Consider the following 20,038-nt stretch of genomic DNA (forward strand, 5'->3'; position numbering starts at 1 on the left):
TAGAATTGAGGGAATCAGATGAAATATAGAACAGTTTGGAAAGACACAGTTAGAGAGATCTGGCGAACAAAGACCCGCTTTCTGTCCATCTTCGCCATCATCATGCTGGGCGTTGCCTTCTTTGCTGGATTGAGTGCAACGGGTCCCGTCATGATCCATACAGCCGATGAGTATTTCGATGAACAGCAGCTCAGCGACCTGCATGTATTTTCAACCATGGGTCTCGAAGATGAGGATGTCGATCTGCTGGAAACACTTGAAGATACACGTCTGCAATTTACTTACAGCATGGATGTTGTGTTTGAAGAGTCCGGACAGTCTTCGAAAATTATGGGTCTTCCTGATAATTATGAGGAAATCAATCAACCGGTCGTCGTAGAGGGAAGACTGCCCGAAGCAGTCAATGAAATAGCTCTGGACAATACGAACAGCTATGTGGACGAATACAGTATTGGAGACACGGTGCAGATTGAGGAAGGTACGCCTGATGAATTTGAAGAAAATTTCTCTGAGACTACTTTCGAAGTCGTGGGATTTGTCAATCACCCGCGTTATATTGAGCGGGGGGAGCGGGGCAACACACAAGTTGGTACAGGTTCTCTTTCTGGATTCGCATTAGTGCTGGAAGAAGCCTTCGATCTTGAAGTCTTTACAGATGCCTACCTTCTTTTTGAGAATGCACGTGACTATGATGTTTATTCTGAGGACTATGACCAGTATATTAGTGAGCGTACAGAAGAAGTCGAAGAATTGCTGGCAGACCGTCCTTCCGAGCGTTATGATTCGCTCGTTGCGGAAATAGAAGAAGAAATCAGCGATGGTTACGATGAAATTGAAGAAGCGCGACAGGAACTCGAAGAGGCTCAGCAGGAACTGGAAGACGCTCGAATTGAAATCGAAGAGGGTTTTGAAGACTATGAAGAGGGACTTGCGGAGCTGGAGCAGGAAGAAGCAGACGCCAGAAGCGAAATCGAAGATCAGCGTGCTCAGCTGCAGTCCGCTCTTGCTGAAGTGGAATCAAATAGACAACAGCTTGAAGCAGCCCAGATAGAAGATCCCCAGACCTCCGCTGAACTTGACGCTCAGGAAGAACAGATTCAGCAGGGACTCGCTCAACTGGAACAGGCAGAAACCGAGCTGGATAATGAAATCCAGGAAGCGAGAGCCGAACTGGAAGATGCCCGCGTTGAGCTTGAAGAGGCACAGGAAGAGTATGAAGAGGGGCTTGCCGAGTTCGAAGAAGAACAGGAGAGTGCAGAAGAAGAGATAGCAGAAGCCGAAGCAGACCTGGCCGAAGCCGAAGAGGAACTTGCTGATCTTGAAGAGCCGGAATACTTTATTCAGGATCGGACGTCCTTCCAGGGCTATGGAGAGTTTGATGAAAATGCAGAACGGATTACAGCAATCGCGCAGATCTTTCCTGTCTTCTTCTTCCTGCTTGCGGCACTGATATCTCTGACAACAATGACTAGAATGGTCGATGAGGGAAGAAATCAGATTGGAACACTGAAAGCATTAGGCTATGGTAATTTCCCAATTGCGATGAAGTATTTCGTTTATGCCTTTATCGCAACAGTTGTAGGTGGGGTTCTTGGTCTGTTCCTAGGTTACTGGATCTTCCCAACCGTTGTAATGGATGCCTATAGTTCAATGTATAATCTGCCATCCGCAGACACACAGTTCTACTGGAGTTATGCTGTCATTTCAATTACAGGGGCGCTCCTGGCAACAGGTTTATCGACACTCGTATCCGTTCGTTTATCACTGAGGAGCAACGCAGCTGCCTTATTGAAGCCAAAAGCACCTAAAAAAGGAAAACGTATTTTCCTGGAATACATGCCAGTTATCTGGAATCGGTTCACCTTTACTCAAAAGGTTGCGTCGAGAAATCTGTTCAGATATAAGCGTCGAATGCTCATGACCTTATTTGGAGTGGCTGGTGGAACTGCACTGCTTCTTACAGGTTATGGACTTTCCGACTCGATTGGAGATATTGGGGATATACAATTTGGAGAAATCAATCTGTATCAGGCTATTGTCTCAGAAAATACGGATGCCAGTGAAAGTCAGGTCGATGAGTATATTGAGACACTTGATTCCATTGAAGGGCTGGAAGGACACCTTCACGTCAGTCAGGATAATGCTGCAGCTGAAAGAGGCGAGGCATCACACGATATCAATCTGTTTGTTCCTAGCGAACCGGATCGGATGGAGGAGTTTGTAGTCCTTCGCGACCTGGATGATGAATCGGTTACCTTTGATTTGCCTGAAGAAGGAGCCATCGTCACAGACAAGCTGGCCGACTTGCTTGATGCTGATGTCGGAGATGTCATCACAGTAGAAACTAACGATTCCGATGTGTTTGAAGTCGAAATTGAAGAAATAGTTGAACATTACGTTCAGCATTATGTGTATCTGTCACCTGCTGCTTATGAAGAACTCATGGGAGAAGAAGCAGAATATGACACAAGATTATTGAGATATGATACAGCTGCAGTTGATGATGATCAGCTGGGGCAGGAGCTGACATCAGAAGATGCCGTTCAAGGTGTGGCATTCGCTGCCTCGATCGAAGACGCGTTCCAGGATTCAATGGACAGTCTGGATGTAGTGACTGTTGTCCTGATCGTTTCCGCAGCATCCCTGGCTTTTGTCGTCTTATACAACCTGACAAATATCAACGTTTCTGAACGGATACGCGAACTGTCTACTATTAAAGTACTCGGGTTCTTTGATAAAGAAGTGACGATGTATGTCTATAGAGAAAACCTAGTGCTCACAATCTTAGGAATCCTTGCAGGTTTCGGACTTGGGTTCATCATGCACCGGTTTGTCCTGCAGACAGCAGAAATCGACATTATGCGATTCGCAAGACAGATCAGTTTAACAAGTTATCTGTACTCATTCCTGCTGATGTTCTTCTTCTCCAGTCTGGTCATGCTGGTCATGCACTTTAAACTGAAAAGAGTAGATATGGTAGAAGCGCTCAAAACACAAGACTGATACGCACAATATTTTTGAGTAGCGGGGAGGATAGCTATGAATGGGTTTAGAGAAGCTGAGAGTGTTGAAGAAGTAAGGGAACTGATCGACAATAATAAGATGGTTTTCGTCTTTCTCTACGGAGAACATTGCTCCGTCTGTCACGGAGTGCTGCCTCAGATCAGACCGATGATCGACAGTTACAATGAACTGATGTCTATACAGGCCGATATCGAAAAGCTGCCTATGTTATCAGGAGAGTTTACGGTCTTTACCGTTCCTGTCGTTCTTCTGTTCCTTGAAGGAAAAGAAGTGCTTCGTATTGCCCGGTTCATACGTACGGAAGAGCTCAAGGAAAGATTAGACAAGATACTTGACTCAGTTTAGGTAAATCATTGAGTCATGAGGTATCTTGATTAAACCTGCAAAGTGAAAAATATAAGCTTATAATCAACGGCAACAGTACTTTTTTTACTGAAACGGAGAAGAGAACAGATCTGTCCTGACAGACATTCTCCGACACGATTTCAGATAAGTCACTGTGGCCGTTTGTTTTTTGAATAGGCTGCAGTGGCAGCCATAATTAATAGATAATTAAAGGAAGGACTCGATTTCTCGAGTCCCCAAACCTTATAGTTGTGATTACTGCCTGCTGATTTAGATAATCGTAATGAGTGGCCATTAAATTGAAGATTATTGCCCAGTCGGATAGGAAATCCATTTAGGTGGGCATAGATAAAAGAATTATTGACTACTCGAATGAAAAAGTCGCTTGGGCGGACAAAAAGGTGAGTATTATTGTCCACTCACATTAAAAAGTTGTATGAGTGGTCACTAGCTGCCAGAAGAGAGGCTGTTAAAAGTAAATAAACAACCAGAGGATCTTCGGACAGCAAATTAAGCTTTAAAGCATAAAAAAGAGGAATTCTCGAGAGAATTCCCCCATCATTATTACTTTTAGATCAGCTGATCAGCCAATCCATCTTCCATTCTCGTGCTGCCCAGTCCATCAGTTCGTTTACATCCTTAGTCAGATCGATCGATGTCAGATCTTTACCAGTCGCCAATGTGTCTGAAAGGTTTTCTATTTCATAAGTCAATGCGCGGTCATGATCTCCGGCTGTTACTTCTTCCGTATGACCATCTGAATGAGTTATGACTGCTGACTCAGCTCTTGGGTAATTCATGACTGTGATATAAGCGTCTTCGCAGACAATCACGCCTTGTTTCGGCATTTTGGAACGGAAGCTGAGTGATATTGTACTCATTTCTCCCTCTATATTACTGAATTGAAAGGAACTGCGCTCATCCACACCACTGTCATGTAATGAGACAGAGGTCATCCGTTCATCAGGCTGGCTTGAGAGGAAGTACCTCACGAAGGAAAGAGCATAGACGCCAATATCAAGAAGTGCACCTCCGCCTAAATCAGGATTAAAGAAGCGGTTTGCCGGGTCATTTGGTTTCAGGCTCCCAAAGAAAGCATGGACCATTTTCAAAGGACCGAATTCGCCTCCAGTAATCCGTTCTTTCAGCTGGGCAAAAAGGGGCATATGATAAATCGTCATGGCCTCAGCTACGATGAGATTCTTCTCTTCAGCCAGGGCCAGCACGTCGTCGAGTTCGTTCTTGTTCATCGTGATGGCCTTCTCACATAAAATATGTTTGTTGGCTTTAAGGAGCATCATCATATTGTCCTTATGCAGGCTGTTTGGCGTAGCAAGATAGACAATATCTATTTCAGGGTCATAGGCCAGCTCTTCGTAGCTGCCGTATGCCTTGGGAACCTTATACGTATTGGAGAAGTCAAAGGCTTTCTGTAAAGTTCGGGAGGCTACAGCCGTCAGCTCCGCTTTATCTGTATTGAAAGACTGAGCGAACTGGTGAGCGATGTCACCTAATCCGATCATGCCCCATTTTATCTTAGTCATAATTATCCTTCTTTCTGAGTGTGCTGTGATGATAATAGTGTAACAAACTATTCATTTAATGAGGAGGATAATCTTCTGCACTTACTATCGACATAAAAAAACTTATGGTAAAATAAACAGGAAGTATGACAGTACAGAGAGTAGCTTTAAAAGTGAAAACAGGCGAAATCATGACCCGAACCAGATCTGTGAACTTGATCGAATAAAGAAAGGTCAAAATTCAGAATGAGATAAAGGAGAAGCGATTTTGGTAAAGAAACAAAGTAGACGCAAACGAACCAGCCTTCTTCAACGGTCGGCTCTGATTATCCTGACCTTTACAGGCACTCTGGCCTTGCTGGCTTCTTCAATCGAGAGCAGTCAGACTGACGAACCGAATGGAAGATTCGCTGGAGACCGGACTGAGTTTATTGAAACAGTGGCAGCATATGCTGTACCGCTGCAGGAATCTCACGGGATTTGGCCAAGTATCACTATTGCTCAGGCCATAGTTGAATCAAATTGGGGACAGAGTGGGCTAGCAGTAAACGAACAGAACTATTTTGGTATCAAAGGGTCTTCAGGACAACCGGCTTATTCCACACTTGAGTATGAAGATGACTGGGTAGAAATCCAGGCTTCATTCAGAAGTTATGGCTCACTTCAGGAATCAGTGGAAGACTACGCAGACCTGATTGCTGGGGGAACAAACTGGAATCCTGATCTGTACAGGCCAGTGATCGAAGCAGAAAACTATAGAGAAGCTGCACAGGAGCTGAAAAATTCAGGGTATGCGACCGATCCGACGTATCCTGAAAAACTGATAGAAATTGTTGAATTATACAATCTTGATCAATATGACCGTTAAAATTATATAGTAAAGAGGGAATACTATGACAAACAAAAAATATCCACAAGTTCGTACGCACTTATTCAAAGATTATATTGCGGTGCCGGAAGTCATCAGAAAATCGAGCGGAATCCTGATCAACGGGAAACGATTCAAGGCACTGCTGTTCACTACAGACATTGCACTGATTATGAACAATGATGCTGATGCGATCATGGCAGTCTATCCGTTTACACCCCATCCTGCGATTATTGAAGCTATTACATCTGTTTCAACCATACCCGTCATGGCAGGGATAGCCGGGGGAACAACCCAAGGGATCCGATCAGCTAATATGGCTCTCTTTGCCGAGTCTCACGGATGTAAAGCGGTCGTCATCAATGCGCCTACACCGACTGATACTATCGAGAAAATCAATGAAGTGATCGATATCCCAATCATACTTACGGTGGTATCCGAATATACGGATATCGAGGAGAAAATAAAAGCCGGAGTGGACATCATCAATGTCTCCGGTGCGTCAAAAACAAGCAAGATTGTAAGAAAATTAAGAGAAGCGTATCCGGACATTCCGATCATTGCCACCGGTGGTCCAACAAATGAAAGTATCCTCGAAACCATCGATGCCGGAGCTAATGCAATAACCTATACGCCACCATCAAATGGTGAGCTGTTCAGCCGTAAGATGATGGATTACAGGGAAAGAGAGAAAGACCGATTTGAAGAAGAATAACTAATCTGATTTGAAGGAGTTGCTGAGTTGAATAATAGCAGAAGGACACCAAAGAACAGGAAAACCAGACGATGGATCTGGATTGCAGTCGGAACAATTATGGCTGTCATACTGGCTGTCGGAGGATGGATCGTCTATACAAACTGGCAAGAAGAACAGCGGGCGATACAGCGTCAGGAAGACGTTGAGGCTGCAGTCGACTCTTACTTAACAGCAAAAACAGCGGCCGACTTCGATACTTTTGTCTCCACATTATCAGCTCAATCGGTATCTGAATTTGATTATACTGACGAAGAACTTGCCGAGCGCTATGAAACGATTTTTCAGGGGATCGGTGCAAATGATCTGGCCATCATGGATCAGGAACTACTCCTTAATGAAGAAACAGATCAGTATACCTTAACTTACACGCTCCGTATGGACACCGTTTTAGGGCGTCTGGATGACTTGAGGTATGAAACAGTTATTCAGGAAACGGAAGACGACATAACGCTTCAGTGGGGGCCTTCGCTTATACTACCCGGAATGGAAGAAGGGGACAGCGTACGTGTGTCCTTTACAGAACCGGACAGAGGATCGATTTATGACCGGCATGGCAATCTGCTTGCAGGAGAAGGAGATGCCTATCAGGCTGGCTTGTATCCCGCATCTCTTGGAGAAGGAGATCAACGAGCGACTAATCTCGACACAATCAGCGAGACATTCGGTGTCAGTATTGACCAGCTGGAGAACTTGCTGAATCAGGCATGGGTGACAGATGAAAGTCTAGTGCCGTTTACAGTAGTTGAGGAGGGGGAGACTCCTGAAGTAACTGGGGTAAGATATCAGCGGACCAGCGAAAGAGTCTATCCTTTAAATGAAGCGGCTGCGCACCTCATTGGCTATATCGGTGAAGTGACAGCTGAGGACATTCAGGAAGATCCGACCCTCGCATCCGGACAAATTGTAGGAAAAGCTGGCCTCGAAGCCGTGTTTGACTCTCAGCTTAGAGGACATACTGGGGGCCAGATATCAATAGTAGATAACAGCGACGAAGTAAAAGAAGTCGTCATTGAAAATGAGCGACAAAATGGACAGTCCGTTCGTCTGACAATAGACAGCGATGTTCAAAGGGAGCTCTTTGATTCATTCGATAATGAGCCTGGTGCGGGAGCGGTCATGCATCCGCAGACAGGGGAGCTGCTTGCCATGGTCAGTGCACCGTCATACAGTCCACAGTCTTTCACGAGAGGTATTTCGGCTGAAGAATATTCAGGTTATATGGATGATGAAAACACACCGTTTGTAAATCGATATACAAGTCGGTACGCTCCCGGATCGACCTTTAAAATTCTGTCCTCTCTCATTCTTCTGGATGACGGAGGAATCGACCCTGATGAAACCAATCGGATCGAAGGTTTGCAGTGGTCACCTGATCTTCCGGGGTTTGGAGATCACAGCATTACGAGAGTCAGTGAAAGTGTAAGTGATGTTGATCTCGCAACAGCTCTGATTTATTCTGACAATATTTACTTTGCAATGGAAGCTCTTGAGATGGGAGAAGAGGCCTTCACTGAAGCACTCAATCAGCTGCCCTTCGGAGATAATCTTGATCTTCCTTTTGATATGACACCTGCACAGTTTGCTAATGATGATACCATCGATAGTGAAACGCTGCTTGCTGATACAGCTTATGGGCAGGGGCAAGTCCTGATGAACCTCATTCATCAGCTGGTTTTCTATTCACCTGTCGTCAACGACGGAAGACTGACCTATCCGACAGTTCTATTAAATGAACATAGAGAGAATGGTAATCAGCTGTTTACTGAAGAATCTGCCAGTATTGTAAGGAATGATCTGATTGAAAGTGTGACCCATGCAAATGGAACGGCCCGAGGCCTTCAGAATGTGAGCCACACGGTAGGAGCAAAAACAGGGACAGCAGAAATTGCTGGTGAAGAGGGCAACGATACAAACGGCTTTTTATATGTATTTGATGCTGATGATCAGAGCTACTCTTTCGTTGGTTTCCTTGAAGGACAGCGAAGTGGAGACGTCATCGAACGGTTTGATACATTTCTTGATAATCTCAAACCCTCTATTTCAGATTATGCCGTTAATTAAGGCAGTTCAGTGACGTGATGAAATATTTGTTGTATCCCTGATGTGTATATGATATATTGACTGTGTTTTTTGTATGAATGGTTTTTAATAACAAAGGAGAAAGTTATGAATAGTGACCCTTGGAGTATACAGCCCTTTATTGGGCCAATAATAATCATCATCAGTTTGATTGCAGTTCATGGCATACTGTCTGCAGCAGAAATAGCAATTGTGTCGATCAATCCTAATAAAATGATCGAACGCTCTTTAGAAGGCAATAAGAAAGCAAATCGTGTGCTCAAAATACTGGATCAGGCAGATGCTTTTCTAACAACGATTCAGGTAGGCTTGATGCTCTCATCTTTACTAATCAGCGGAGCAGCGATCTACTTTGTCAGTCTGATTTTTACGGCAGCAAATTTCCCATTCACTGAGAATCTAGCTTCTGCAGCCCTGTTCAGTTCTATGATCATGACTCCAGTCGTTATTCTTCTGGGAGACAAGCTGCCAAAGGCAATTGCCGCTCAGAACCCTGATCATACAGCAATGGCACTATCGAGTATGGTCTATATCCTGCGTACAGTAACGCGTCCTGTTGTTTGGCTGATGGATCTTGGATTGAGAGGCCTTAAACGACTCCTGCCGATTGAGTTCAATACGAACGAGGAAGCCATCACTAGAGACGAATTCCGTTCGTTTCTTGAACACAGTCATCAGCATGAAGTCATTGATATTGATGAATTTTCAATGCTGAAAGGTGTATTGTCGCTGGACAATAAAATCGCCCGAGAGGTAATGGTGCCCCGAACGGATGCTTTCATGCTTGATTATGATGATCCGAATGAGGAAAACATTCAGGAAATGCTTGAAACACCTCATTCACGTGTCCCGTTGTACTTTGAAGACAAAGACAACATATTGGGTATTGTTCACGTCAAGAATCTGCTTAAAGAATCGAAAAATCAGCCGCTGTATTCGATCGATTTAAAGTCCATCAGTAATGAGCCGCTGTTTGTTCCTGAAACGATCTACATTGACGATCTTATTTTTCAGATGAAACGGACACAGAATCAGATGGCGATACTGAATGATGAATACGGTGGCGTCGTCGGAATCGTTACTCTTGAAGATCTGCTGGAAGAAATCGTTGGAGAAATCGATGATGAGTATGATGAGTCAAACAATTTAATTGAAGAAATAGACGAGATTCATTATAGTGTAGATGGAGCTACTCCACTTGATGAATTTAACGAGTTCTTTGACACTACCATCGACTCTGAAGATGTAGACACTATTGCAGGGTATTTCATCACAGAGTACGGCAGTATCCCAGACGAAGAAGAGGATGCTTATATTGAAGCACAGCAGCTCCGTCTGACTGTAGATAAGATGGAAGGGTCGAGGATCAGCAGTTTGATTATTGAAAAATTAAATGAAATAGAAGATGCTCAACATTCAAATGGAGCAGAAGAAGAGTCATAAGGGGATCGTTCACCTGTACTCTTGACACAGGCTGAGACAGATTCACTGTCTCGGCCTCTATTCTTATTATCACTGAAAAGAAAGGGAATCGATTAGTGGAATTAAATTGGGGAATACTCGCAGCAATATTTATCATCAATGTCGTCTATGTTACCTTGAGCACGGTGAGGCTGATGCTGACAATGAAAGGGTACCAGTCAGTGGCTCCATTCGTGGCGATGATCGAAGTAGCCATATACGTTGTAGGACTAGGACTGGTGCTGGATAATCTGGATAATGTTTTCAATGTTATTGTCTATGCGGTAGGGTTCGGAGCTGGTATTTATGCTGGTATGAAGATAGAAGATAAATTGGCTCTAGGCTATATTCTCGTCACGACTATCGTACCTGAGAATGGCTGGGATGTCGCTGAAGAAATCCGAGGAAATGGCTTTGGTGTAACGATTTCTCAAGCTTACGGACGTGAAGGTAACCGGTTTGTTCTGGAAATCCTCACCCCCCGTTCCAATGAGAGAGGCTTATATAAGCTGATTCATGAAATCGAACCTAGAGCATTTGTCATTTCCTATGAACCTAAATATATCAATGGTGGATTCTGGACTAAACGTATGAAAAATAACAAAGCTCAAGTGAAGAATAATCCACAGGAAAGTCCGTTCGTCGAAGAGTAAGAATTGGAGTGAAGTGACATGAGTAATTGGGTTCGGCCGGGAAGTGCGATCGGAATAATAGGTGGGGGCAGTGTAGCAAGACTGCTCGCTTTGTCAGCCAAAAAGCTTGGATATACAGTCGGACTGATTGATCCGGATGCAAACTGTCTGGCAAAATCAGCTTCAGACTGGTTTTTGAAAGCTGATTTGAACGATGAGAAAGCACTGCTCGATTTTGCAATGAAAAGCAATGTGGTGATCTATGAATCAGAAATTATTAACAGTGACGCGATTAGAAAAATTATGCGGGCAGTTCCGGTACCACAAGGTGAGGAGATTCTCTCTATTTCTCAGGATCGGATGCTGCAGAAAGCATTTCTAGAGTCAGCGCGTGTCAATATCGCCCCTTATGCTACAATCGTCTCGCTCGATGATATTAGAGAAGCCATCAGTGGAATCGGCTTTCCATGCGTACTTAAAGCAAACAGCGCTGATGAGCGGTTCAAGGAACATTTAATCATTTATGATGAAAGTGACATTGACTCAGCAGAACCGTTTCTTAAACATGGAACGTGCGTGCTTGAAGCGTGGATTCCAGCCGACAAGGAGCTCTGCCTAGGGATCGTTAAAGATAAGGATGGCAGACTCTCTACTTATCCAGTCTGTGAACTGAGATACGTACGAAATGAATTTAACCATTCGATTGCCCCAGCACGGATAAGTGATGATATGGCGAATGAAATTGAACGGATCGGTATTAATATTGCCGAACAGCTGGACTTTACGGGTGTGATAGCCGTGGAGCTGTTCAGTATAGAAAGCGGCGCCTTATATGTCAATGAAATTGTTGCACATCCGCATCGTGGGTGCCATTATACATTTAATTACTTGAACTATTCACAATACGATGCGCATATCAAAGCCGTAACGGGCTGGCCGCTGCGAATCAGCACACCAGTTGATCGGGCGATTGTTATGCAGTCTGTAAAGAAGGATCGTCTGCAGCCGGCGTACACAATGGCACAAGTCAAGCCGGACTGGCAATTTACATTTTATGATAACAAAGGCAGTTCATCTACAGATGAATGCGGCCATATCACTATTGAAACTGACAATGTTGGACACACGCTGGACTCATTGAGAGAATTTGTTGAGTAAGAGGATGGGCTTATGGCACGAAGACGAAAAGTTGAAGAAAAAGCATATGATTTTATAAAAAATCAGATTACAACCAGCCAGTGGCTTGAGGGGCGTCAGATCAAAGAGCTTGAAATCGCAGACGTACTCGAGATCAGCAGGACACCTATCAGGAATGCCTTTTTGCGTCTGGAAGAAGAGGGTTTTGTAAGTATCCTGCCGAATAAAGGGGTATTTGTCGCGCAGACCGCTATTGATTTGAAAGGTTTGAAAGACAGATTATATTATCTGGAGACTTTGTTTCAGCATGTCCTATATAGCATGGAACGGTCTGAAACAGATTTGTCTCACGGACGTTTTTCCATACTGACAGAAAAGATGCGAAAGACTATAAAGTCTAAAACTGGAGAATTTGAACATCTGGAAAATCTGTTCTGGAAGACTGTCCTGGAAAATCACGACAATCTATATATGAATCACTCGATTCTTCAGACTCTTCATTCGATTTATGGCGCTGATGGTCATGCCCGGATGATATTGAACGAAAGTCGTCAAGTGAAACTGTCCCACTATCAGAATATTTCAGATTTGCTTGGAGAAAACAATTATGTTTATGCAAGACGAGAAGTAAGGATTCTACTCAACCAGCTTCTGATCAACTTGATTCAGGGCATTGACTAAATTAAATCACCATACATGAGCAAGCACAAAATCCCTTTAACCGACAGGATATGCCGGGCAAAGGGATTTTGTGCTGCCACGGGGCGAACACCACATGACGAAAGTCCAAACTCTATGATAGAGGTGTGGAAAGAGCCCCTGGTTTTCTGTATAATAAGACAATGTATGAAGACTTGAAAGGATGAAGAAAGTGGTACTGCGAGACGATATATTAACAGGTATGAACCCCAAGCAAAAAGAGGCAGTCAAGCATACTGACGGACCTTTACTGATCATGGCAGGAGCGGGATCCGGTAAGACACGAGTACTGACTCACCGCATCTCATATCTGATTCAGGAAAAAGGCGTCAGTCCATGGAATATCCTGGCTATCACTTTCACCAATAAGGCAGCGTCGGAGATGAAAAGCCGAGTGACCAAACTGGTCGAACAAGGTGGAAGCGAAGTTTGGGTTTCGACTTTCCACTCGATGTGTGTGCGTATTTTAAGGAGAGAAATCGACCGCATCGGCTACAGCTCATCGTTCACAATAGCTGACCCAGCTGAACAGCTCACATTGATGAAGAAAATACTTAAACGACTGAATATCGATCCGAAGAAATATAACCCGAGAGCAATTCTCGGAGAAATAAGCAATGCCAAGAACAAGCTGCAGGATGCAGCGGCGTTCAGCAATGAAGCGCACGACTATTTCGGAAAAATTGTTGCTGACTGCTATACTCATTATCAGAGAGAACTGAGACAATCAGAAACGGTCGACTTTGACGATCTGATCATGCTGACTGTCAGACTGTTCGAGGAGCATAAGGATGTTCTTGAATATTATCAGAGTAAGTTCCAGTATATCCACGTGGATGAGTATCAGGATACCAACCATGCTCAGTACAAGCTCGTCAACCTCCTGGCTAGTCGACTGCGTAACTTATGTGTTGTAGGTGATGCGGACCAGAGCATCTACGGCTGGCGTGGAGCGGATATGGAGAATATCATGAACTTTGAACGGGACTACTCGGATGCGAAAGTCGTTCTGCTTGAACAGAACTACCGCTCGACACAGACCATTCTGAAAGCTGCGAACGCAGTCATATCCAACAACTTGAATCGTAAGAAGAAGAACCTCTGGACAGACAATGCCGGTGGAGATAAAGTAGTCTATTACCGAGGCGGAAATGAACACGAAGAATCAAGATACGTCGTTCAGCAGATCCAGAAAGAAATGGAAAGTGACCCGACTAAAGAGTACGGGGACTTTGCTGTGCTGTACAGGACAAATGCTCAGTCACGTGTAATGGAAGAAACGCTAATCAAGACGAATATCCCGTACAAAATGGTCGGTGGACATAAATTCTATGACCGTAAAGAAATCAAGGACACATTGGCTTACTTGACCCTGATCGCGAACCCTAAAGATAACTTGAGCTTTGCTAGAGTAGTCAACGAACCAAAACGAGGCATCGGAAACACGACTGTCGACAAGCTGGCAGCCGCTGCTGAAGAAATGGGATGGAGCCTGTACGATGCTGCGCTCAATGCGACGAGTGTCAACTTGCCGGCACGTGCCGCCAAGAAAGTCGAAAGCTTTGCCATGATGATTCAGGATTTCCGCAAAATGTCTGAGTTTCTGTCGATTACAGAACTGACACAGGAAGTGCTGGATAAGTCTGAGTATCTGCCTACTTTGAAGAAAGAGCGGACACTGGAAGCTGAAACACGTGTAGAAAATATTCAGGAATTCCTGACCGTGACTAATCAGTATGACGAATCGGACCAGGAAGAAAAAAGCCTGATCGACTTCCTGACTGACCTGTCACTTATTTCCGATCTTGATAATCTGGAAGAAGAACCAACTAGTGAACTGACATTGATGACTTTGCATGCAGCAAAAGGACTTGAATTTCCGATCGTCTTCCTGATCGGGATGGAAGAGGGACTGTTCCCGCTATCCAGAGCAGAACTTGAGGAAGAGGAGATGGAAGAAGAGAGACGACTGGCCTATGTCGGAATCACTCGTGCAGAGGAAAAGCTTTATCTGACCAATGCATCAACACGTACCCTTTACGGGCGTGTCCAGTCAAATAGAGCCTCCCGTTTTCTGGATGAAATCGATGCGGAAGCTGTTGAGCGTGAAGAATCCAACACGATCCGTCCTTTCTCCAATGGCATGTACAAGGGCTTTGGAGGCAGTGCCAATGATCCGTTTGCTAAAACTGCAAAACGTGCAAGGCCGCCAAAAATTTCATCGCATCCAACTGGAAACAGCGGAGCAGAAAAACTGGAGTGGACCGTTGGAGACAAAGCGAAGCATAAAGTTTGGGGTGACGGTACTGTAGTGAAGGTCAGTGGAAAAGGCGACGACCTGCAGCTGGATATCGCTTTTCCAGGTATCGGGATCAAACCGCTTCTTGCCAGTTTTGCTCCAATTGATAAGGTATAATGTAATATAAAACAATAAGAGAAAGAAGGATCAGCATGGCGTCTCATGAGATATCTTTCGACCAGGCTAAAACACGTGTGGATGAACTGGTCAGTAAACTGGATCAGTACAGCCACGAATATTACGTTCTTGATCAGCCAACCATTCCCGATGAGGAATACGATAAGCTGTACCGTGAACTGGTTGAGCTGGAAGAGGCTTATCCGGAACTTACACAGAACAATTCGCCCACTCAGAGGGTAGGAGGAACATTGCTGGAAGGGTTCGAAAAAGTCGCTCACGATACCCCCATGCTCAGTCTTGACAATGCATTTTCAGAAGACGAGCTGATGGCTTTTGACCGACGTGTCGCTCAACTAGTAGATGGCCCTTATTCATACCACTGTGAACTGAAGATCGATGGACTGGCTGTCTCACTGAAATACGAGAACGGCAATCTTCAGCAGGCAGTCACTCGTGGGGACGGAACTGTGGGCGAAAATGTCACGGCTAATGTACGAACGATCAAATCCATTCCGTTGACACTGAAAAAGCCGCTGACGCTTGAAGCCAGAGGCGAAATATACATGCCGAAATCATCATTTATTGCATTAAATGAAAAAAGAGAAGAACAGGGAGAGGCTGTCTTTGCCAACCCCCGTAATGCAGCTGCAGGCACACTGAGAAATCTTGACCCGAAAGTTACAGCATCAAGAAATCTCAGCGTATTCCTTTATGCCTTGACTAATGTATCGGAACAGCCTGTTGACACTCAGGATGCTGCATTAACGATGCTTGACCAGCTCGGTTTAAAGACCAATCCTGAACGGAAAGTTTTCGAGTCGATGAGTGACGTATGGTCATTCGTTGAAGACTATCAGGAAAAACGGACCTCACTGCCTTATGAAATCGATGGGATCGTGATTAAAGTAAATGAACTGAACAACCAGGAAAAAGCCGGCTATACAGTCAAAGCCCCGCGCTGGGCTATCGCTTATAAATTTCCGGCAGAGGAAGCCCGTACGACGATTCGTGAAGTGGAGTGGTCGGTCGGTCGGACTGGAGTCGTGACACCGACAGCAATTATGGATCCGGTTCAGCTGGCAGGAACAACTGTCCAGAGAGCTAGCCTGCACAACATCGATCTTATGATCGAAAAGGATATCAGGTTAGGTGACACGGCAGTGGTCAGAAAAGCGGGAGACATTATACCTGAAGTCATTAAAGTAGATGCAGACGAGAGAAGTGAGGACAGTGAGCCTTACGTCTTTCCAACACATTGCCCGGCCTGTGGCAGTGAACTGATGCATCTCGAAGACGAAGTAGCCCTCAGATGCATGAACCCTTCCTGCAGCGCCCAGGCTAAAGAACGACTGAGCCATTTTGTTTCCAGAAATGCTATGAATATAGATGGACTGGGAGAACGAGTGGTGAGCCAGCTTTATGATAAAGGCCTGGTCAAAGACGTAGCCGATTTGTATTATCTTGAAAAAGAAGCGCTTCTTGAACTGGATAAGATTGCTGATAAATCAGCTGATAACATGCTGAACGCGATTGATAATTCAAGGTCAAATTCGCTTGAACGACTGATATTCGGACTCGGTATCAGGCATGTCGGATCTAAAGCAGCCCGACTACTGGCGGAAGAATTTGAAACGATCGATCAGCTGAAAGCAGCTTCACTGGAAGCCATCACAGCTATTGAAGGCATCGGTGAAAAAATAGCAGACAGCATCCATTCATTTTTTGAGCTGGAAGAGGCCCAAGAGCTGATTGACAAGCTCAAAAAAGCTAAAGTTAACATGACCTATACTGGGGTCAAACGAAAAGAAGTTGAAACAGATTCCATGTTTGCTGATAAAACAGTTGTCATTACCGGCAAACTGGAACACTTTACACGAAACGAATTAAAGGAAAGACTGATCGAATTAGGTGCTAAAGTAACCGGGAGTGTATCGAAAAATACAGATTACCTGATTGCTGGAGAAGAGGCTGGAAGCAAGTTGACAAAGGCTGAGAGTCTGGATGTACCGATAATTGATGAAGCAAAAGTAATAGAGGAGATTGAAAAATGAAAAGAAATGAGAGTGGCAGTCAGTGAAAAGTAAACGGCTAATAGGTATGCTGCTGACAAGTGCTTTGTTTCTGTCTGCCTGTGGATTCTTTCCGGATCCTGTCGATCCAGATCAGCCACCTGCTGAAAATGGTGAAACATCTGGAGAAGGAGAAGCTGACGGACAAGATGAAGAGTCATCCATTGTAGAAGTACAGATTGATTCTGAATATTACCGTCCTGTTGTCAGAGAAGACGGAACTTACGCTCCGAGCCAGTCGAGAGGGATCACTCGTCGACTGAATTCCAATTTGAATATGAGAACTTTCGAGAGTGACTTGATGCGTCATGCGCATCGTCATTTTCCAACAAATGATCATTTTTTCCAGGAAGGACAATTTATCCCATCCGCAACCATTAACAGCTGGCTGAGAAGACAGGAGCCTGTTGAAGAAGATGAGGATAACGAAGAAGATGAGCAGAACGAAGAAACAACAGAAGAAGCAAGTGAAGACCTCGGCTTGAATCCCGAAGACAATTCCGGAGCTGATTCGGAAGAGCGCAATCCTATATATTTAAGTTCTATTCTAGAACATAATTTTTATGCACAAACAGAAGAAGGTCTTCAATTAGCTGGTATCAGTATTGGTCTGGCAATGAATTCAGTGGATTACTACGGTGATAATAGAGATCAGGAACAAGTCATCCCTCTGGATGAGCTGCTTGAAGAAGGTCAGGATATGGCAGACCAGATTGTATCATACTTAAGAGAGATGGAAGATCTGGCCGACGTCCCGATTATGGTAGCTTTATTTGAGCAGTCCAGACGAGACAGCTTAGCACCAGGAACGTACTTCGCCGAAGGATTAAGTGATAGTGGCAGCGATTCTGTAAACAGCTGGAACCGTATCAATGAAGATCGGCTCGTCTTCCCGCTGGAAGGCATGCAGAGTGCGGAAGGAAACAGTTTTGCTAATTTCCGTTCTGAAGTAGAAGGGTTCTTCCCTAACGTCAGCGGAATTACAGGTGTCAGTCACTATATAGAGGAGCAGCTGGTTCATTTAGAGATCAATGTTATGACTCAGTTTTATGGGAAAGGTGAAATCATTGCCTTTACTCAATTTGTCAATGAAGCAGCAGTCAATTTTCTTCCAGAAAATGTTCCAGTTGAAATCAGACTGGAATCTTTGAACGGAATGGAAGCTTTTCTTCAGAGAGACAGTGATGACCAGGAATATTACGTAACGATTTTCAATTAAGAACAGCAAATGTGGAAAGAAGGGATGAGCAAGATGGCAATTAACGAAGAAACAGTAAAGCAGGTTGCTAAACTGGCCAAGCTTGAGATTGAAGAAGAGGATATCCATACATTTACCAAAGAAATGGACAGTATCATCGAAATGGTCGAGCAGCTGGAAGGGCTGGATACGGAAGGAATCGAAGGCACGTATCATGGTCTGAATCAGCACAACGTCTGGCGCGAGGATAAAGCTTCGAACGGCACTGATAGAGAAGATCTGTTTAAAAACGTCAAGACCCGTAAAGACGGCTATATTGAAGTGCCGGCAATGTTTGACAACGGAGGGAGTGAAGCTTAATGAATTTTCTGGATTATACTTTAGAAGAACTGCATGACAAACTCGTCAGCAAAGAACTGACAGCAGTGGACCTGGTTGAAGCTTCTTATAAGCGCATTGAAGAAACCGATGAGCAAGTCGGAGCTTTTCTGGCTCTCAGCAAGGAAGAAGCACTGCAGGCTGCGAGAGAAACTGATGAGAAAGGCATCGATCCGAATAATGTGTTAAGCGGACTACCTGTTGGAATCAAGGACAATATCCTGACAAAAGGCGTAACCACAACAGCCTCTTCAAAAATGCTGGAAGACTTCGTCCCTGTCTATGATGCAACGGCAACTGAAAAACTGAAGGGAGCAGGAATGATTTCAGTCGGAAAACTGAACATGGATGAATTTGCCATGGGCGGATCCACTGAGAACTCTGCATTCAAACTGACACGTAACCCTTGGGATCTTTCTAAAGTTCCCGGTGGATCATCCGGTGGTTCGGCTGCCGCTGTTGCGGCTGGTCAAGTGCCAGTTTCACTTGGTTCAGATACCGGTGGGTCCGTTCGTGAACCGGCTGCCTTTACTGGGCTGGTTGGGGTTAAACCAACATACGGACGTGTTTCACGATACGGACTGATTGCTTTCGGTTCAAGTCTGGATCAGATCGGTCCATTTACTAGAACAGTTAAAGACAATGCTCTGGTACTCAACGCAATCAGTGGACATGATCCAAAAGACTCCACATCTTACAATGGAGAAACGCCTGACTTTACTGAAGGTATCGATAAAGGTGTTAAAGGTCTGCGTATTGGTGTACCGAAAGAGTACTTCAATGAAGATGCTAAAGAAACTGGTGTAATCGAATCAGTGCGTAATGCACTGAAACTTTACGAAGAACTGGGAGCAGAAATCGTAGAAGTCAGTCTGCCTCACTCACGTTACGGCATTCCGGCTTACTATATCATTGCTTCTTCTGAAGCTTCAAGTAACCTGCAGCGTTTTGACGGGATCCGTTACGGCTACCGTTCAGAAAATGTCAGCTCACTTGAAGACATTTACGTCAAGTCCCGTTCTGAAGGATTTGGACTTGAAGTGAAACGTCGTATCATGCTTGGAACATTCTCCTTGAGTTCCGGCTTCTATGATGCCCACTTCAAAAAAGCGGCTCAGGCGAGAACTCTGATCAGAAATGACTTCGATACAGTTTTCGCTGATGTTGATGTACTTGTAGCACCGACTACGACGACAACTGCGTTTGAAATCGGCGGTAAAATCGACGATCCACTAGCGATGTACATGTCTGATATTCTGACGGTTCCTGTGAACCTTGCAGGCGTGCCATCACTATCCATCCCTTGCGGCTTTTCAAATGATATGCCGGTCGGTATGCAGATCATCAGTAAGCATTTTGATGAGCAGATGATGTACCGTGTCGCTTATGCATTTGAAAAAGAAACAGACTTCCATACGAAAAAACCAGCATTCAAGGGAGGAGAATAAA

The 20,038-nt window shown here is 44.5% G+C and carries 15 protein-coding genes; 14 read left to right on the forward strand and 1 reads right to left on the reverse strand.

The annotated features are described in order from the left end of the window. Positions 1-18: 18 nt before the first annotated feature. A complete protein-coding gene (locus BMX79_RS01045; protein ID WP_091478373.1) occupies positions 19-3,003 on the forward strand; it encodes an FtsX-like permease family protein in 2,985 nt (994 codons plus the stop codon). Between the two features lie 36 nt (positions 3,004-3,039). Further along, a complete protein-coding gene (locus BMX79_RS01050; protein ID WP_091478377.1) occupies positions 3,040-3,369 on the forward strand; it encodes a thioredoxin family protein in 330 nt (109 codons plus the stop codon). A gap of 575 nt (positions 3,370-3,944) precedes the next feature. Here BMX79_RS01050 and BMX79_RS01055 read toward each other — a convergent pair. Beyond that, complete coding sequence (locus BMX79_RS01055; RefSeq protein WP_091478379.1) at positions 3,945-4,913, reverse strand: Gfo/Idh/MocA family protein; 969 nt, start codon at positions 4,911-4,913, stop codon at positions 3,945-3,947. 247 nt (positions 4,914-5,160) lie between these two features. On the opposite strand from BMX79_RS01055, the gene BMX79_RS01060 reads away from it, so the two are divergent. The 12 genes from BMX79_RS01060 to gatA all read left to right on the forward strand — a co-directional run bounded on the left by BMX79_RS01060 (position 5,161) and on the right by gatA (position 20,037). Beyond that, positions 5,161-5,760 carry a glycoside hydrolase family 73 protein gene (locus BMX79_RS01060; protein ID WP_170230927.1) on the forward strand — a complete coding sequence of 200 codons (600 nt, stop codon included), beginning with the start codon at positions 5,161-5,163 and terminating at the stop codon, positions 5,758-5,760. Between the two features lie 25 nt (positions 5,761-5,785). Then, positions 5,786-6,475 (forward strand): beta/alpha barrel domain-containing protein, encoded by a 690-nt coding sequence (locus tag BMX79_RS01065; RefSeq protein WP_091478384.1) that lies wholly within the window; start codon positions 5,786-5,788, stop codon positions 6,473-6,475. A gap of 27 nt (positions 6,476-6,502) precedes the next feature. Continuing rightward, positions 6,503-8,578 (forward strand): penicillin-binding protein PBP4(5), encoded by a 2,076-nt coding sequence (gene pbp4 / locus BMX79_RS01070; protein WP_091478386.1) that lies wholly within the window; start codon positions 6,503-6,505, stop codon positions 8,576-8,578. Positions 8,579-8,683: 105 nt separating this feature from the next. Next, entirely contained in the window at positions 8,684-10,039 is a 1,356-nt protein-coding gene (locus tag BMX79_RS01075; protein WP_091478388.1) for a hemolysin family protein, read from the forward strand. A gap of 95 nt (positions 10,040-10,134) precedes the next feature. Beyond that, entirely contained in the window at positions 10,135-10,710 is a 576-nt protein-coding gene (locus tag BMX79_RS01080) for a DUF2179 domain-containing protein (RefSeq protein WP_091478391.1), read from the forward strand. An 18-nt stretch (positions 10,711-10,728) separates the two neighbouring features. Further along, positions 10,729-11,847, forward strand: a complete 1,119-nt coding sequence (locus BMX79_RS01085; RefSeq protein ID WP_091478393.1) for an ATP-grasp domain-containing protein — start codon at positions 10,729-10,731, stop codon at positions 11,845-11,847. A 12-nt stretch (positions 11,848-11,859) separates the two neighbouring features. Continuing rightward, positions 11,860-12,507, forward strand: coding sequence for a GntR family transcriptional regulator (locus BMX79_RS01090; RefSeq protein ID WP_091478394.1), 648 nt, complete (start codon positions 11,860-11,862; stop codon positions 12,505-12,507). A 181-nt stretch (positions 12,508-12,688) separates the two neighbouring features. Then, complete coding sequence (gene pcrA / locus BMX79_RS01095; protein ID WP_176586647.1) at positions 12,689-14,941, forward strand: DNA helicase PcrA; 2,253 nt, start codon at positions 12,689-12,691, stop codon at positions 14,939-14,941. Between the two features lie 35 nt (positions 14,942-14,976). Then, the gene (ligA, locus tag BMX79_RS01100) at positions 14,977-16,995 is read left to right on the forward strand and encodes an NAD-dependent DNA ligase LigA (protein ID WP_091478399.1); all 2,019 of its coding nucleotides are present in this window, start codon (positions 14,977-14,979) and stop codon (positions 16,993-16,995) included. Positions 16,996-17,017: 22 nt separating this feature from the next. Beyond that, entirely contained in the window at positions 17,018-18,232 is a 1,215-nt protein-coding gene (locus BMX79_RS01105; RefSeq protein WP_091478402.1) for a CamS family sex pheromone protein, read from the forward strand. Between the two features lie 33 nt (positions 18,233-18,265). Next, on the forward strand, positions 18,266-18,571 hold the full coding sequence (gene gatC / locus BMX79_RS01110; RefSeq protein ID WP_091478404.1) for an Asp-tRNA(Asn)/Glu-tRNA(Gln) amidotransferase subunit GatC: 306 nt from the start codon (positions 18,266-18,268) through the stop codon (positions 18,569-18,571). Beyond that, positions 18,571-20,037: an Asp-tRNA(Asn)/Glu-tRNA(Gln) amidotransferase subunit GatA gene (gene gatA, locus BMX79_RS01115; protein ID WP_091478406.1), complete on the forward strand. Its 1,467-nt coding sequence runs from the start codon at positions 18,571-18,573 to the stop codon at positions 20,035-20,037. Before gatC ends, gatA begins: the two co-directional genes overlap by 1 nt. The last annotated feature ends 1 nt before the right edge of the window (position 20,038 follow it).

It is taken from the genome of Alkalibacterium pelagium (assembly GCF_900109325.1).
GTDB classification, from domain to species: domain Bacteria; phylum Bacillota; class Bacilli; order Lactobacillales; family Carnobacteriaceae_A; genus Alkalibacterium; species Alkalibacterium pelagium.

What these genes read in the sequence shown, in the direction of transcription:
- BMX79_RS01045 (WP_091478373.1), top strand. Translation starts at nt 19, where the DNA reads ATGAAATATAGAACAGTTTGGAAAGACACAGTTAGAGAGATCTGGCGA.
- BMX79_RS01050 (WP_091478377.1), top strand. Translation starts at nt 3,040, where the DNA reads ATGAATGGGTTTAGAGAAGCTGAGAGTGTTGAAGAAGTAAGGGAACTG.
- BMX79_RS01055 (WP_091478379.1), bottom strand. Translation starts at nt 4,913, where the DNA reads ATGACTAAGATAAAATGGGGCATGATCGGATTAGGTGACATCGCTCAC.
- BMX79_RS01065 (WP_091478384.1), top strand. Translation starts at nt 5,786, where the DNA reads ATGACAAACAAAAAATATCCACAAGTTCGTACGCACTTATTCAAAGAT.
- BMX79_RS01075 (WP_091478388.1), top strand. Translation starts at nt 8,684, where the DNA reads ATGAATAGTGACCCTTGGAGTATACAGCCCTTTATTGGGCCAATAATA.
- BMX79_RS01085 (WP_091478393.1), top strand. Translation starts at nt 10,729, where the DNA reads ATGAGTAATTGGGTTCGGCCGGGAAGTGCGATCGGAATAATAGGTGGG.
- BMX79_RS01090 (WP_091478394.1), top strand. Translation starts at nt 11,860, where the DNA reads ATGGCACGAAGACGAAAAGTTGAAGAAAAAGCATATGATTTTATAAAA.
- pcrA (WP_176586647.1), top strand. Translation starts at nt 12,689, where the DNA reads ATGAAGAAAGTGGTACTGCGAGACGATATATTAACAGGTATGAACCCC.
- ligA (WP_091478399.1), top strand. Translation starts at nt 14,977, where the DNA reads ATGGCGTCTCATGAGATATCTTTCGACCAGGCTAAAACACGTGTGGAT.
- gatC (WP_091478404.1), top strand. Translation starts at nt 18,266, where the DNA reads ATGGCAATTAACGAAGAAACAGTAAAGCAGGTTGCTAAACTGGCCAAG.
- gatA (WP_091478406.1), top strand. Translation starts at nt 18,571, where the DNA reads ATGAATTTTCTGGATTATACTTTAGAAGAACTGCATGACAAACTCGTC.